General features: G+C 57.1%; 12 protein-coding genes and 1 pseudogene. 8 read left to right on the top strand and 5 right to left on the bottom strand.

The features are described 5' to 3' along the window. The 3 genes from AC1D1M_RS28315 to AC1D1M_RS28305 all read left to right on the top strand — a co-directional run. Positions 1–537 (top strand): MFS transporter (locus AC1D1M_RS28315; protein ID WP_477778232.1); only part of this gene is annotated, 537 nt, incomplete at its 5' end. 139 nt (positions 538–676) lie between these two features. Further along, positions 677–1318: a dimethylsulfonioproprionate lyase family protein gene (locus AC1D1M_RS28310; RefSeq protein ID WP_477778240.1), complete on the top strand. Its 642-nt coding sequence runs from the start codon at positions 677–679 to the stop codon at positions 1316–1318. After that, positions 1305–2276 (top strand): ornithine cyclodeaminase family protein, encoded by a 972-nt coding sequence (locus AC1D1M_RS28305; protein WP_477778231.1) that lies wholly within the window; start codon positions 1305–1307, stop codon positions 2274–2276. The genes AC1D1M_RS28310 and AC1D1M_RS28305 overlap by 14 nt, the downstream gene beginning before the upstream one ends. On the opposite strand, the pseudogene AC1D1M_RS28300 reads toward AC1D1M_RS28305, so the two are convergent. The 4 genes and pseudogenes from AC1D1M_RS28300 to AC1D1M_RS28285 all read right to left on the bottom strand — a co-directional run. Next, a pseudogene (locus AC1D1M_RS28300) lies at positions 2273–2548 on the bottom strand (transcriptional regulator); the annotation flags it as partial. The gene AC1D1M_RS28305 and the pseudogene AC1D1M_RS28300 overlap by 4 nt on opposite strands. 187 nt (positions 2549–2735) lie before the next feature. After that, the gene (locus tag AC1D1M_RS28295) at positions 2736–3785 is read right to left on the bottom strand and encodes a patatin-like phospholipase family protein (protein WP_477778230.1); all 1050 of its coding nucleotides are present in this window, start codon (positions 3783–3785) and stop codon (positions 2736–2738) included. A 109-nt stretch (positions 3786–3894) separates the two neighbouring features. Next, a complete protein-coding gene (locus AC1D1M_RS28290) occupies positions 3895–7353 on the bottom strand; it encodes an adenylate/guanylate cyclase domain-containing protein (RefSeq protein ID WP_477778229.1) in 3459 nt (1152 codons plus the stop codon). 306 nt (positions 7354–7659) lie between these two features. Beyond that, entirely contained in the window at positions 7660–7809 is a 150-nt protein-coding gene (locus tag AC1D1M_RS28285) for a hypothetical protein (protein WP_477778228.1), read from the bottom strand. 155 nt (positions 7810–7964) lie between these two features. Here AC1D1M_RS28285 and AC1D1M_RS28280 point away from each other — a divergent pair, with 155 nt between their 5' ends. The 5 genes from AC1D1M_RS28280 to AC1D1M_RS28260 all read left to right on the top strand — a co-directional run bounded on the left by AC1D1M_RS28280 (position 7965) and on the right by AC1D1M_RS28260 (position 11142). Next, positions 7965–8141 carry a DUF7693 family protein gene (locus AC1D1M_RS28280; RefSeq protein ID WP_477778239.1) on the top strand — a complete coding sequence of 59 codons (177 nt, stop codon included), beginning with the start codon at positions 7965–7967 and terminating at the stop codon, positions 8139–8141. Positions 8142–8409: 268 nt separating this feature from the next. Further along, the gene (locus tag AC1D1M_RS28275; protein WP_477778227.1) at positions 8410–8961 is read left to right on the top strand and encodes a cytochrome b; all 552 of its coding nucleotides are present in this window, start codon (positions 8410–8412) and stop codon (positions 8959–8961) included. Between the two features lie 214 nt (positions 8962–9175). Beyond that, on the top strand, positions 9176–9631 hold the full coding sequence (locus AC1D1M_RS28270) for a VOC family protein (protein ID WP_477778226.1): 456 nt from the start codon (positions 9176–9178) through the stop codon (positions 9629–9631). A 67-nt stretch (positions 9632–9698) separates the two neighbouring features. Continuing rightward, entirely contained in the window at positions 9699–10664 is a 966-nt protein-coding gene (locus AC1D1M_RS28265; protein ID WP_477778225.1) for an endonuclease, read from the top strand. Between the two features lie 196 nt (positions 10665–10860). Then, positions 10861–11142, top strand: coding sequence for a hypothetical protein (locus AC1D1M_RS28260; RefSeq protein ID WP_477778224.1), 282 nt, complete (start codon positions 10861–10863; stop codon positions 11140–11142). 44 nt (positions 11143–11186) lie between these two features. Here the strand turns inward: AC1D1M_RS28260 and AC1D1M_RS28255 are convergent, their stop codons facing one another. Beyond that, a complete protein-coding gene (locus tag AC1D1M_RS28255) occupies positions 11187–12101 on the bottom strand; it encodes an SGNH/GDSL hydrolase family protein (RefSeq protein WP_477778223.1) in 915 nt (304 codons plus the stop codon). Positions 12102–12511 lie beyond the last annotated feature (410 nt).

Here is a 12511-nt window from a genome sequence, read left to right as displayed (position 1 = left end):
AGGGGTATCGTGCTGTTTTTAGGGGCGCTCTGTTTCATCGTCTTCCTCACTGAAGGCGCAATCCTCGACTGGAGCGCGGTTTTCCTTGTCTCGAGCCGAGGGTTAGAGCCGAGCATCGCCGGCTTGGGCTACGCATCCTTCGCCGCTGCAATGACGGTGGGCCGCCTGACAGGAGATGCCATCGTTAGCAAACTAGGTGGCGTGCGCGTCGTTGCGCTAGGTGGACTTTGCGCGGCCGCAGGCATGATCGTGTCGCTTGGAATCGATGGCTGGGCCGCGTCCTTGATTGGCTACGCTCTGGTCGGTGCTGGTTGCTCAAACATTGTCCCTGTGCTCTTTACCGCCGTGGGCCGCCAGCAACGTATGCCACAGGCAGTAGCCATCCCCGCTGTCATCTCGATGGGCTACGCGGGGATTCTGATCGGTCCCGTATTTATCGGGGCGGTCGCCCATCTGAGCACCTTGTCATTCGCTCTTGGCTGCGTGATTGTTTTGCTGGTTTTTGTCAGTGCGACAGCTCGATTACTTCGCAATTAACCGAATCGTTTCAGGCGCGATTTCAGCATTGGCCATTGCGAATCGAGCTCAATCGTTCAGAAAGCCAAGAGACAGCTCGATGGATGTATCACTGAATTCTCAAAGTGACCTGCCTGGTATGTTCAAGAGGTAAAAGGTGATGCAGTCGTACTCACAGATGTCGGAACAAGAACTCCTGATACAGGGAGTGGTGATGCGGGAGGCACTCCTGCGAATCCTGGCCCGGTATTCTCAAGTGAGTAGTGTTGATGGCGTGGATACAGAAATCTGTGTTCGCTCCTTGAGCACTGCGCGCCTGGACATCGGCTTGCCTCCGTTCTCGGGCACTTCCCTGCCCGCTTGCCTGGAGCCCACGGTAGCGCGGGCATTGGCGGATGCTCCCCGAACGAATCGGGACTTCAAGATTCTGCTATCGGCTCTTGAGACCCTGTTGTCCAGTAGTCGCTGGATAAAGCGATCCGCTTCAGAAGGGGACGATGATGCGTTTGAAGAAAGGCACCGACATGCGCTGATTCTCGGCAAGGGCGCACTGCTTGAATGTTCAACTTTGACAGTGGGGTTGGCGGTAATGGAGCCCGAACTTTGCTATCCGTACCACAAGCATCCTCCGGCAGAGTTTTATGTCGTTTTATCGGAAGGTTACTGGTACCGAAAAGATGTCGGCTGGTGGAATCCCGGGCCGGGCGGCGTAGTGTTCAACCCACCATCGGCTGTCCATTCCATGAGGTCAACCGACAAGCCGTTGCTGGCACTTTGGGGACTTTCCCATGCAGTGGATTGATGCACCGACAATCCGCAGACTGCTCGACTATCCAAGCTTATGTGCCGCTTTTGCCCAGGCACATAGAGAGCCGCTGCCCGTCATCGCCGATCTATGCCTTGCGCACCCTGGTAGCGCTGATCGTTTCATGTTGCGCTCCGCTTGGAGCGAACGGCAAATGGTGGGAGTGAAGCTTGCCACCGAGTTTCCTGGCAACCAGCACCGACACCCGGCCTCCCCTTCGATTCAAGGCGTCTATGTCGCGTTTGATGGCATCACCGGCGCCCCTATATTCGTTGCTGATGGCGCGGCCCTTACGGCCCGCAAGACTGCTGCCGACTCGGCCCTGGGACTTGATCTGCTTGCGCGCCAGGATGTCCGAACGATGCTGATGGTCGGTGCCGGTGACATGGCAGGACCACTGATCGAGGCATTCACCGCGTTGAGGCCCTCGTTGCGCCAGGTTTTTATCTGGAACCGCACGCGACCTCGCGCAGAGAAGCTGGCTGCCGACCTTCAAATCCCCGACGTTGAACTCACTGTTGTCGATGATCTAGACGCGGCATTACCTGCGGCTGAAGTTATCTGCGCCGCAACCATGAGCGACCAGCCTTTGATCCGTGGCGCCCAGGTTGCTCCTGGCACTCATGTCAATCTGGTGGGTAGTTGGCTGCCGCACATGCGTGAGGCCGATAACGATGTTCTGATTCGCGGCCAACTCTATGCGAACTTTCGACCGACTGCTCTGGCAAGTGGCGAGCTCCAACTTCCGTTAGCAACCGGCGTGATCTCGGTCGACGATATAATTGGCGATCTCTTTGATCTGTGCGGTGGTAGTCCGCCTTGCTTCACCACAGATCAGATCACTGTATTCAAGAATGCCGGGGGAGCCCACCTTGACCTGTTTACGGCTCAACTACTGGCGAGACGAATGGGAATCGAACAAGCGGCGCGACGGGTCGGAAACGAGTCCACCTAGCCCTTGCTCGCGCCTCGAAGAAAAGACATTTCGATCAGTGCCACCATCCCCGACCGAGCCACACGGTCACGGCGCTCAGCATCCACCAGCCCGAACAGTATGGAAGCGAAGATCTCCGACAGCACAGGGGCGGCGATATCGATTCTGAACACACCCTCCGTCTGACCTCTCAGAAAAAACGCATCCAGTGCATCCGAGTAAGGCAACCAGCGATTACCTGCTTCTCCGTCCAGTGAGTCGGGACGCCATTGAACGATGAGGAAGACCATTATCCAAAGAGCCCATGCAGGAGCAATCCAGCCCGGGGATTTGAGACCACAACGCAAGTATTGCGTCGATTGACAGCGCTGGGGCTCGGCTAACCGACCCCAGCTTTATTTTTAGCAGGCTCAGCAGCAACCTTCCTGCCCTCAAGTGTTGGGCAGACGCCATCCACCTTTTCCCGTCTCATGGTAGCGTTCAAAGAAACTCCTTTCGGATGTCGATACTCGACCGTTCGCCAATATCCCGATAGTTCTCCGTGAGCCACGCCTCGGTCTCGCGTCGTCCGTTGTCGCGCAGTCCGCAAAGGAAGTCCCAGCCCGCGTTGTACTTGCTGGATACGCTGAGCGCGCACATCGCTTCGTCGGACCGAATGGAGTGGATCAGCATCTCCTTCATCTCGTTGCCATCGACCTTGCCTTGCTGGATGAGGTCGGTGACAAAGGCGATGGTGCGCATCTCACGCATCAGCGACGAGTTGAAGCTGATTTCATTGATGCGATTAAGGATATCGGCAGCGGTAGTGGGCACGCCCGGGCGAACGAGCGGGTTGATGTGGACGATCACTACATCGCGTGTATTGCAGTGGTAGATCAATGGGAAAATGGCCGGGTTTCCCATATAGCCGCCATCCCAGTAGTGCTGGCCTTCGATCGTGATCGCCTGGAACAATGTCGGCACACAGGCCGAAGCAAGCACCGCTTTGGCGCAGACGTCCTCGCCCGAGAAGATGCGTATCTTCCCCGTCTCGACATTGGTCGCGCACAGATAGAGATGGAGCGGGCATTGCTTTCGCAAGGCGGCGAAATCGACCTGACTCTCCAGCACCTCTCGCAGCGGATTCAAGTTGTGGCGATTGAACTGGTAAGGCGAGAAGATACGAAGCGCCACGTCCGCGAACGCGTACATGGGTGAATGGTCCAGACCGAAGCTGTGCGTCCCTTTCAGCCATGGCGTCCAGCGCAACGGGTTATGACGCTCGGCGGACTGCGCCACGGCGTACCAGAAATCGTGCAGCGCCTGGCGCGCGCCGGCCTCCTCACCCTGCAGCATGCCGTAGGCCAGCACGACGGCATTCATCGCGCCGGCACTGGTTGCGCTCACCCCTTCAATGGCAAGCCTGCCGTCCTCGAGCAACCGATCGAGCACGCCCCAAGTGAACGCGCCGTGCATCCCGCCGCCCTGCAAAGCCAGCGCGACCGGCTTACGCTCATCACTGCCCCGACGCGCTCCGTTCTTCGTAGTCATTCTTGGACTCCTCGCCGGTGCTGAGCAGCATCGGGCGCTTGGTGCGGTGCTTCGCCCCGTTACGCACTTACCGACGACACACCGATGCTCGATTCAGCGCCATGCGTCATCAATCGTTTACCCCCCCGCATGGTGCCCATGCATCGAGCAGCGCCTTGGCTTGTAGCAAATCAACGCTGTCAAAGCCTTCGGTGAAGAAGCTATAGATGTCGGCCAGCATTTGCCTCGCCGCCTCCTTGTCTTGTGCTTCCCATAACTGAGCAAGGCTCACTGTGGCTCGTAGCTCGAGTGACTTTGCCCCTTGTTGTCGAGCGACCAAGATCGCCTTTTGAAAGCATGCTTGCGCTTCCTGCTGCACGGAAGAATCCTGTCTGTCTTCGCTCTGACATTGGAGGCTAAGAGTTCCCTTGAGCCGGTACAGTTCTGCTTCGTAAAAGTGCTCGCCTGTTCTGTTCACCATAGCCAGAGCGCCGGTCACGACATCCAATCCTGCCTGCGGTTGCCCGGAGCACCCGTGAGCTGCGGCCAGCAGGGCCAGAAAATAAGAACATCCAAGCTCTGCTCCGGCTGCCTGGTAAGTGGCAATACCCTCGGTTATCTGAGCGATTCCCTCGTCAATGTTTCCCTGCTCGGCACAGGCCCAACCTTGGAGAATAGTCCCCCACGCCAAATAAAACGGAAACCCTCGTTCGAGTGAAAGCTTGATGGCGGCATCAGCACACTCTTCGGCGAGTTGTACGTCGTGCCGAAGCTGTCCCAGTATCGACGTAGCAGACAAGGTGAAGGCCAAGCCGAACGGGTCGGAAATCTTATTGGCCAGAACAAGGGCATCCCGGCCGCGCTTGCTTGCCTGATCGGGGAAACCCAAGAACCAAAGGCACCAGGTCGAAAATGTCAGGGAGTAGCCCGGATCCATACCGTACGTAATGACATGTGTGCGATGACGGTCCGGGTTGTAGAGGACACGCGCCCGCTCCTGGTGCTCAAGTGCATTGCGCAGATCACCCTGAAAAAGCAATGTCGCCCCGAGTGCCGCATGGGCTTCCACGAGCAAGTCCGGATCCTGCGCAGTTTGCGCGACACTGAACAATCGTTCACCCAGTTCGCATGCAGTTGAGTATTGCCCGCGCAACTCGTAGTAAGTCCGCAGCCCCAGCAGCGCAGGGAAAAGCGAGTCGTCGCCCACTTGCTCGCATAGCGCCAGTGCACGGGTGTAGGTGGCCTCCACCTCGGGCGCACCATAGCCTCGCACGGCCATCAAGGCTGGCCCCAGGCAGAGCAGCAACGTTAGTTCCTGATGAGCACGCGCGGGCGTGTCGGGCAAATGCTTGAGCAATTCCAGTGCCGCGCCGAGGTGACGCATCGCGTCAAGATGGGCGGAATGCTGGAGGGCCTGTTGCCCGGTACGGTGCAAGTATTCCACAGCCTTCGGGACATTGCCGCTCAGCCGGTAGTGGTGTGCCAGTTCGCTGCAGTAATCCGCTATGCGATTGGGGAACAGTGCCTCGATGGCCTGCGCCGTGCGTTCGTGCAGTGCGCTACGCCGCTCCGTGAGTAGCGAGTGGCCCGCGACTTCCTGGGTAAGCGCATGCTTGAACGAATACTCCACCTCCGGAAATGCGGGCCGCTGGTAAATGAACTCCGCGGCCTCCAGTCGGGCCAGCAGATCGTGCAAATCATCGTCCATCCTAGCGACCCGTCCATCACGGATGCGCTGGATCAGACTGAACGGAAACTCCTTGCCGATGACGGCGAGCGTCTGCAGCAATTCCTTTTGCGCAACCGGGAGCCGGTCGATACGGCCGGCGAGCACACCTTGCACGGTGGTGGGAATATGCAGCGCAGCCGGAGTTTGCTCGATCCGGTAACGGCCGGGTTCGCCGAGCAGCGATTTCTCCTCGACCAGCGTTTGGACCACCTCCTCCATAAAGAAAGGGTTGCCTTCCGTCTTATCCAGGATGAGCTGTTTGAGGGGGACAAGGGTGGGATCGTCCCCAAGCAGAGCCACAAGCAGTCCCTGGGCTTCGGCCGGGCCCAGAGGTTCGAGCCGCAGCTGGCTGCAATGGCCCCCGCGCGTCCAAACAGGCTGATACTCGGGGCGGTAGTTCACGAGGAGCAGAATCGGGGCGCTCGCCACGCGGCCGGTGAGGCACGTGAGGAATGCTTCGGTCTCTCGGTCCAGCCATTGCAGGTCCTCGAACAACAGCTCGATCGGCTGATCGCGGCTTTCGCGCACCAGAAGTTGCGTAATCGCGTCGAATATTCGATCGTGCCGGATCTGAGGATCCATTTCCGCGAGCGCCGAACTGCGTTCGCCGATACCCAGCAGATAGAGCAGGTAGGGCACGATATCCTCGAAGCCGCGCTCGAGCGTCAGAACCTTGCCCATGACCTTTTCCCGACACCGCCGCTCGTCGTCCAGGGCAGTGATCTGAAAATAGTTTTTCAGAAGCTCGATCAGCGGAAAATAGGCAAAGGCCTTGCCGTGCGACACCGAGAACGTCTCCAGCACCAGACAGCCGCGCCGCGAGCATTCCTTGAACTCATGGAACAGCCGCGACTTCCCGACCCCGGCCTCGCCTACCACCGCGACGACCTGCCCGTGGCCCGCTTTGGCCTGATCGAGCGCCTGATGCAGGAGGTCCAGTTCGACCTGGCGGCCGACGAACCTGGCCAGCCCGCGATGTGCCGCTAGTTGCAGGCGCGTGCGCAGCGCGCCGAGACCCTGCACCTCGTACACGAAGAGCGGCTCCGGGATACCTTTGACCTGGGTGGCCCCCAGAGTCCTGAACTCGAAATAGCCCTCCGCCAGCTTGTGGGTGGACTCGCTCACCAGGATCGACGATGGCGCGGCGATTCCCTCCATCCGGGACGCAATGTGGATCGTGTGCCCGACCGGATCGTAATCGGTGTGCAAATTGTCCGTTCGGATCGAACGCACTACGACCTCTCCGGTGTGGATGCCAACGCGGATTTGCAGCGGAATGCCTTTCTCCAGACGAATGCGGTCGCTATGTCGCTGTATCGCCTGCTGCATGCGCAGCGCCGCATACAAGGCCCGCTGCGGATGGTCTTCATGGGCGATGGGGGCGCCGAACAGCGCGAGGATGCCATCGCCCATCGTCTTGGCCACGTAGCCTTCGTAGTAGTGGACAGCTTCCATCATCAGCGCGACGACGGGCTCGATCAGGCGCTGGGCCTCTTCCGGATCGAGGTCGTGGATCAGCGCCATGGAGCCGGCCATGTCGGCAAACAGCGCCGTGATGGTCTTGCGTTCGCCGGAGGTTTCGCCCCGGGCTTCCATGGCTGCCTGTTCGGCGCGAATGCGTTCGGCAAGGTGGTGGGGCGTGTAATGAATGGGCGCTGGAGAAGGCCCTGTAACAGGTCGGGAGCGCGGTGATGGCGCAGCGGGTGCATCGGTCAGCGGCGCGCCGCATTCACTGCAGAATTTGGCGGTAAGGCCCGCCTCGTGGCCACAGCGCGGACAGCCGCGAGACAGCCTGGCGCCACACGCTTCACAGAAGCTGGCCCCGGAAGGATTCTCGAATCCGCAGTTTGCACAGCGCATACGACCCCCTCCCTTGCCTGGTGCCTACTACTTAACATTAGGCGCCGAACCCACTGGCGGCAAGACGCGACCGGACGAGACACTCTCCCCGGTGACTTCAACGTAACTCTCCCTGCTCCGTTCTCGATCGATATCCTGGAAATGGGCGTACCTTTTCAGATCGACCAGCCGCAGTGGGTGGTATAGCCGCGAATATCGATACCTGGATTGAAGTCGCCATCACCATTCGCTCGCGCTACTAAGCGCCACTGCCGGCTCGCTACGCGGGACCTTGCGCCCGCAAACGCAAAGTTATCGCTGTTACGGTCAGACACTTGTGTTTCCTTTTTTCGACTTGGCGGCTGACTGACTGCTGACGGAGGCTTTCTTTGCCGTCGGGCGCCGAGCGCGTAGCAATTGCTGTTCCAGGGCAACGGCGTCGAGCAGTTTGCGCATGCGTCTTGATGGCCGATTCATCTCCAACCCTCCTGGGTTTCGGTGGTGCGAATCATATGGCCGGAATGTTTCGTCAGTGTTTCAGCTGCACGAACTGGTTTTGAATCGCCGGCTCAGGCTGGTTTGACAGAGCGCCCCCCTGAGGGGTCGATTACGCTTGTAACAGCCCATCCGTGATGAAGCTACTCAGACTTTTCAATGACTGTGACACCTTGGACTACTGCGAGTACTGCAGGTCGCCTGACGGCCCAGTCGGGACATTTGAATTCTGGCAGCGCGACGGGGCTGATTCGGTCGATCTTTTGAATGACTCGGATCAAGAACGGCTCGAGCGTTTACTCGCTGCGCTCTGAACCTGTATTTGAAGGACGCCCTTACACGTCTGCCGACGCAGCGGGCAATTGAGATAGCGGAGCTGCAGCCACGTAAAATGGGGCCCGGTTTTGTTATGCACGACGGAGTGCCTAATGAATAGCATTCACGATAGGCGATGCATTTTTTGAATTGCCCGATCCTTATGAATCGATGGACTCGATAATTCCTAGCAACAATTACCGTTTTTTTTGATCGTTTTCAAAAGTAATAATCTGTTCACGATCTTGCTGGAAAAAGGTAGATGTCATGGCAAAAACTGAAAATTACACGAGTTCTGCGAAGTGGTTGCATTGGGGTATGGCACTCATCTGGATCGGCGCCTGGTTCATTGGAATCCTGGCAACTCACTGGCGCGATGAGTTCAATGCACATCATGAGCTGACATTCCTGCACAAAGCTGTGGCAAGCACGTTGCTGTTTTTGATTGTCGTGCGTATTTCTTGGAGGATTACTCACCCCGCGCCGGCTTTGCCTGAGACAATGAGTCCGCTGATGAAACGGGGCGCCTTCGTTGGCCACTTGCTGCTTTACGGAATCGCTCTGATTGGCCTACCACTCTCTGGGTGGTATTGGAGCTCGGTAGCTGATAAGCCCATCGTAGTCGCAGGGCTCTTTCTACTACCGCCCTTAGTCGATCCTGACCAGAGTCTCTATGATTTGGCGAAAGCGATTCATACCTATGTCTCCTGGCTATGTGGAGCTTTGGTGGGAGGGCACGTTCTCGTGGCACTCACGCATCACTTTGTAGAGAAAGATGAGGTGCTCAAAGGCATGCTGCCTAGCCGTAATAATCCGTAGTCTCGCGTACGAACAATTTTGCTCATGAGTTAGCCGCTCTTTCAGATTATTTAGGCCGGGCTTCAGTAACTTACAGACCTCCAGAGGTGTCAGGAGACCCAATGCACTGGCGCTTGATGCCGCTATATCTCACGCCATGCCCATTAAGAAGCCTTCGATCGACGATCGAATGGAGCAGATTTACCATGGACGCCGGTTCAACAGGAGGACTGCAATGGATCTGAAGTTCAGTCACGTAGATGTACTGGTCAAAAATCTAGACGAAGCCTGTGCTTACTACGCACAGATACTTAACGCCAGGATCTCCAAAACGCTCGTCTGGGAACGAGGTGGTCTGCACGTTCGCTACGCGATTGCGCTGATCGGTGAAGAGCGTTTCATGTTGGTACAGCCGTTGGCAGGGAACCTGAAAGAGCTATTGGATTCGTCGGGTGAGGGGATGATTTACCGCCACTGTTACTCGACACCGGACATCGAGAAAGCCTATGACGAATTGATGGTCGCCGGTGTTCAGCCAGAAGACGAAAGTGGAGAGCCATTGGCTCGCGCGAACCTGCAATCCCCGTCTGGGGCACGCATCATTTGGTTGCCCAAACGCTTCGGGCACTTCTCTATCGAGATACTGGAACACAAGGCGCTGGAGGCATTTGTCGAGGCTGCGTTTAACTGAGAAACACTGCGGTGGGCGTGGGCGTCGTGCGTACAATGCGCCCCCCCTAATTTGCTAATGTTTTCCAATGAAAAAATTGCTGTCCATAGTAACGCTGACCCTCTCGGTAATTACCCCCGCCTTCTCAAACCCTCCATCGACCTTTTCCGAAGCCAAGGTCATAGCCAAGCAGAAAATCTACCTCGACCAGGCGAACAGCTCCATGGGCGAGTTGTATTGCGGCTGCAAATGGACGTGGGTTGGCAAATCAGGTGGACGTATTGACGCTGAGTCATGCGGGCTTAAGGCCAGAAAGCAAGAGAATCGGGCAGAGCGCACTGAGTGGGAACACATAGTTCCAGCCTGGACATTCGGTAACCAACGCCAATGCTGGAAGAACGGTGGGCGCGAGCACTGTGTGGACGATGATCCTGTGTTTCGAGCAATGGAAGCAGACCTGTTCAACCTCTACCCATCTGTTGGGGAGGTGAATGGCGACCGTAGTAATTTCAACTACGGTATGGCCTCCGGGATAGCGCCGCAGTATGGGCAGTGCAAGACACGGGTTGATTTCGATCAGCGAGCTGCGGAGCCGCGTGACGAGGTTAAAGGGCTGGTCGCCAGGACAACCTTTTACATGTTCGACAGATACAACCTGAGCATGTCTCGTCAGCAGCAACAGCTACTGATGGCCTGGGACAAGCAGTACCCGGTTTCGGCGTGGGAGAAAGAGCGAGATCGACGCATTGCAGCAATCATGGGGCACCCCAATCCATTCGTGACTGGCGAGCGTCGATGGTCGCAAGGATACAAAGCGGTTGGTGATGGGGTAGTTAGCGCCCTTCCTGTTAATCCTCCGCGAGCCGCAGCCCAGCCAACCCTGGCGAGCGCGACCGGGGTAGGTACGATCATTGGTAACAGGAAGAGTCAGGTGTACCACCTCTCAATGGGGTGCCCTGGTTATGGTCAGGTGTCGGCGAAATACCAAATTACTTTTGACTCTGAATCTGGCGCCCAGGCGGCGGGATATAGAAAGGCAGGCAACTGCAAGTAGTTGCTGCTTGTTGATAGCCGGTCTCGCGAAACCAATGCCAATACCGAACATTAGGCTGAGACATGCGTCCGGTAGTTGCTATTTTCATACTTGATAACGTCATTCACTGCAGGCGGTTGGTGCTAAGGCTTGGACACCCCATCTCACACCAACCAGCCAATGAGCCAATCGCTGACTGCCAACTAGGAGTAACAAATTGCTTACCCGCCCCGACAAAGACGCGCTCCGTGCGATGCTGGAATCGCAAGTCCAAGAAAAACTGCAGCACGACCCTGACGCAGTAACGACTTATGCAGCCAAGCCTGAACCAGAGCGTAAACCGTACACAAGTAAGCCCACGGTTCAGGACAAGGCATTTCACAAAGAGCTCGAGCAGATGCGTGCAGATGCTGAAGCGGGAGTGATACATACGACTAAGCGTGATCCGGAGGACGGAGATGCTCCTAGCCTTAGGCTTGATGATTATCCGGATCTGTAAAAAGTGTCGCCGAGAATCTACCGGCTATGACCTGATAGAGAACCTCAACGGCTAGCTTTTAGCGTTTCAAGCATCGCCTCGGCGGCCAGGGTGTGGACTTTGCGGGTCGGGTGCCATTCATCCCAGTAGTAATGGGTATCTGGATTTTCACACACGGGCTTGACGTCCGGATAGGTGGCTTGGCACGGGGTATCCAGATCCTTCAACCCCACAACATCGGGTGCCGCGCGAAGCTTGTTGCTGAAGGCCAGGTGGTCAAAGTAACTGATACTAACGTGATGGGCTTTAGCCAGTGTTGTCAGCACGGCTGGCAGTTTTTGTTCGAGTATCTGCTGGTATTCTGTTGCACTCTTGACTTGATTGCCCTGCACCACAGCGGGCACATGACTCAAATCCGTAGTCCCCACGACCATCACGTGCTTCGCGCCTGCTGCAATCAGCGCCTCGGTGGCCTTCCGTATGTTCGCCACGCTGTTCTGGCTTAGCACGTCAATCGACTCTGGGCGCGAGAAGTCGGCCCATTCAAAAAAGTCGTTGGCTGAGATGAAAATGAAATAGAGCGCATTCGGATCCGCTTTGTGTGTTTCAGCGGCTTTCAGATGATCGGCGACTTGACCGAAAACCCCGGTGTCGCGAGATGGCTCCATCCAGGCATAGTAGTTGCCGTTGCCGCTCTTGGCGCCGCCAATCGCGTAGTCGGTCAAGGGTATTTTCAAAGCGTGAGCCAAGTCCTCGACGGCGGTGGGGCCATTGCTCCAGCGTCCCCTCCAATATAACGAGCCGGGTAGCTCCTGTGCATCTTTGACCTTCTGCGTGGTCAATGTTCCAGTGAAGTTTTCACCCGCACCATTGTCAGAGTAGCTGTCACCGAAAGCATAGAGATGATCGTAGCTGGGGGCGCCAAAGGCGGTTGATGCAGTCAGTGCCAATAGAGCGGCCAAGCAAGCACGTCGAGTCATTGAAAGTCTCCCGGGTTGTCATCTCAGACTACCGGCGGCGAAGTTTTTGCCTTGCGACGGTTGCGACCTATGTTTAGCCGGGTGCGCAAAGACTGTCCTGCTCGCGACAGGTGGGTAGCGGGTTAGTCCAGCAACGTCAGGCGCAGTCTTAGGTTCTGTACGAAAAATCCGAGCGACTATGAACGAGGTTAGTACGTTCGCCCAACACCCCTGCGTGGTTAAACGGGCGCCCACCTGCGCGGCAACAGCTCGGTAACCGATTTGTGATGGGTAATTTGCTTGTCCATGGGTTCGGTGGCGAGCCAGATGGAGTCGATGCGGATCACTGCGTTAACTCGCGAACGAATGCGAAAGACTTCCCGTCGTGCACTGGGTCTCCGACCGCGCGGGATCAGAGCATGACTGGCGTA

The sequence above is a fragment of the Pseudomonas sp. P1_F7 genome, from assembly GCF_056405655.1.
Note: the sequence above shows the minus strand (reverse complement) of the source record. Positions and strands in the feature narration are given on the sequence as shown.

Coding starts and splice junctions, on each gene's coding strand:
- AC1D1M_RS28310 (WP_477778240.1), top strand. CDS start 677: ATGCAGTCGTACTCACAGATGTCGGAACAAGAACTCCTGATACAGGGA.
- AC1D1M_RS28305 (WP_477778231.1), top strand. CDS start 1,305: ATGCAGTGGATTGATGCACCGACAATCCGCAGACTGCTCGACTATCCA.
- AC1D1M_RS28295 (WP_477778230.1), bottom strand. CDS start 3,785: ATGACTACGAAGAACGGAGCGCGTCGGGGCAGTGATGAGCGTAAGCCG.
- AC1D1M_RS28290 (WP_477778229.1), bottom strand. CDS start 7,353: ATGCGCTGTGCAAACTGCGGATTCGAGAATCCTTCCGGGGCCAGCTTC.
- AC1D1M_RS28285 (WP_477778228.1), bottom strand. CDS start 7,809: ATGAATCGGCCATCAAGACGCATGCGCAAACTGCTCGACGCCGTTGCC.
- AC1D1M_RS28280 (WP_477778239.1), top strand. CDS start 7,965: ATGAAGCTACTCAGACTTTTCAATGACTGTGACACCTTGGACTACTGC.
- AC1D1M_RS28275 (WP_477778227.1), top strand. CDS start 8,410: ATGGCAAAAACTGAAAATTACACGAGTTCTGCGAAGTGGTTGCATTGG.
- AC1D1M_RS28270 (WP_477778226.1), top strand. CDS start 9,176: ATGGATCTGAAGTTCAGTCACGTAGATGTACTGGTCAAAAATCTAGAC.
- AC1D1M_RS28265 (WP_477778225.1), top strand. CDS start 9,699: ATGAAAAAATTGCTGTCCATAGTAACGCTGACCCTCTCGGTAATTACC.
- AC1D1M_RS28255 (WP_477778223.1), bottom strand. CDS start 12,101: ATGACTCGACGTGCTTGCTTGGCCGCTCTATTGGCACTGACTGCATCA.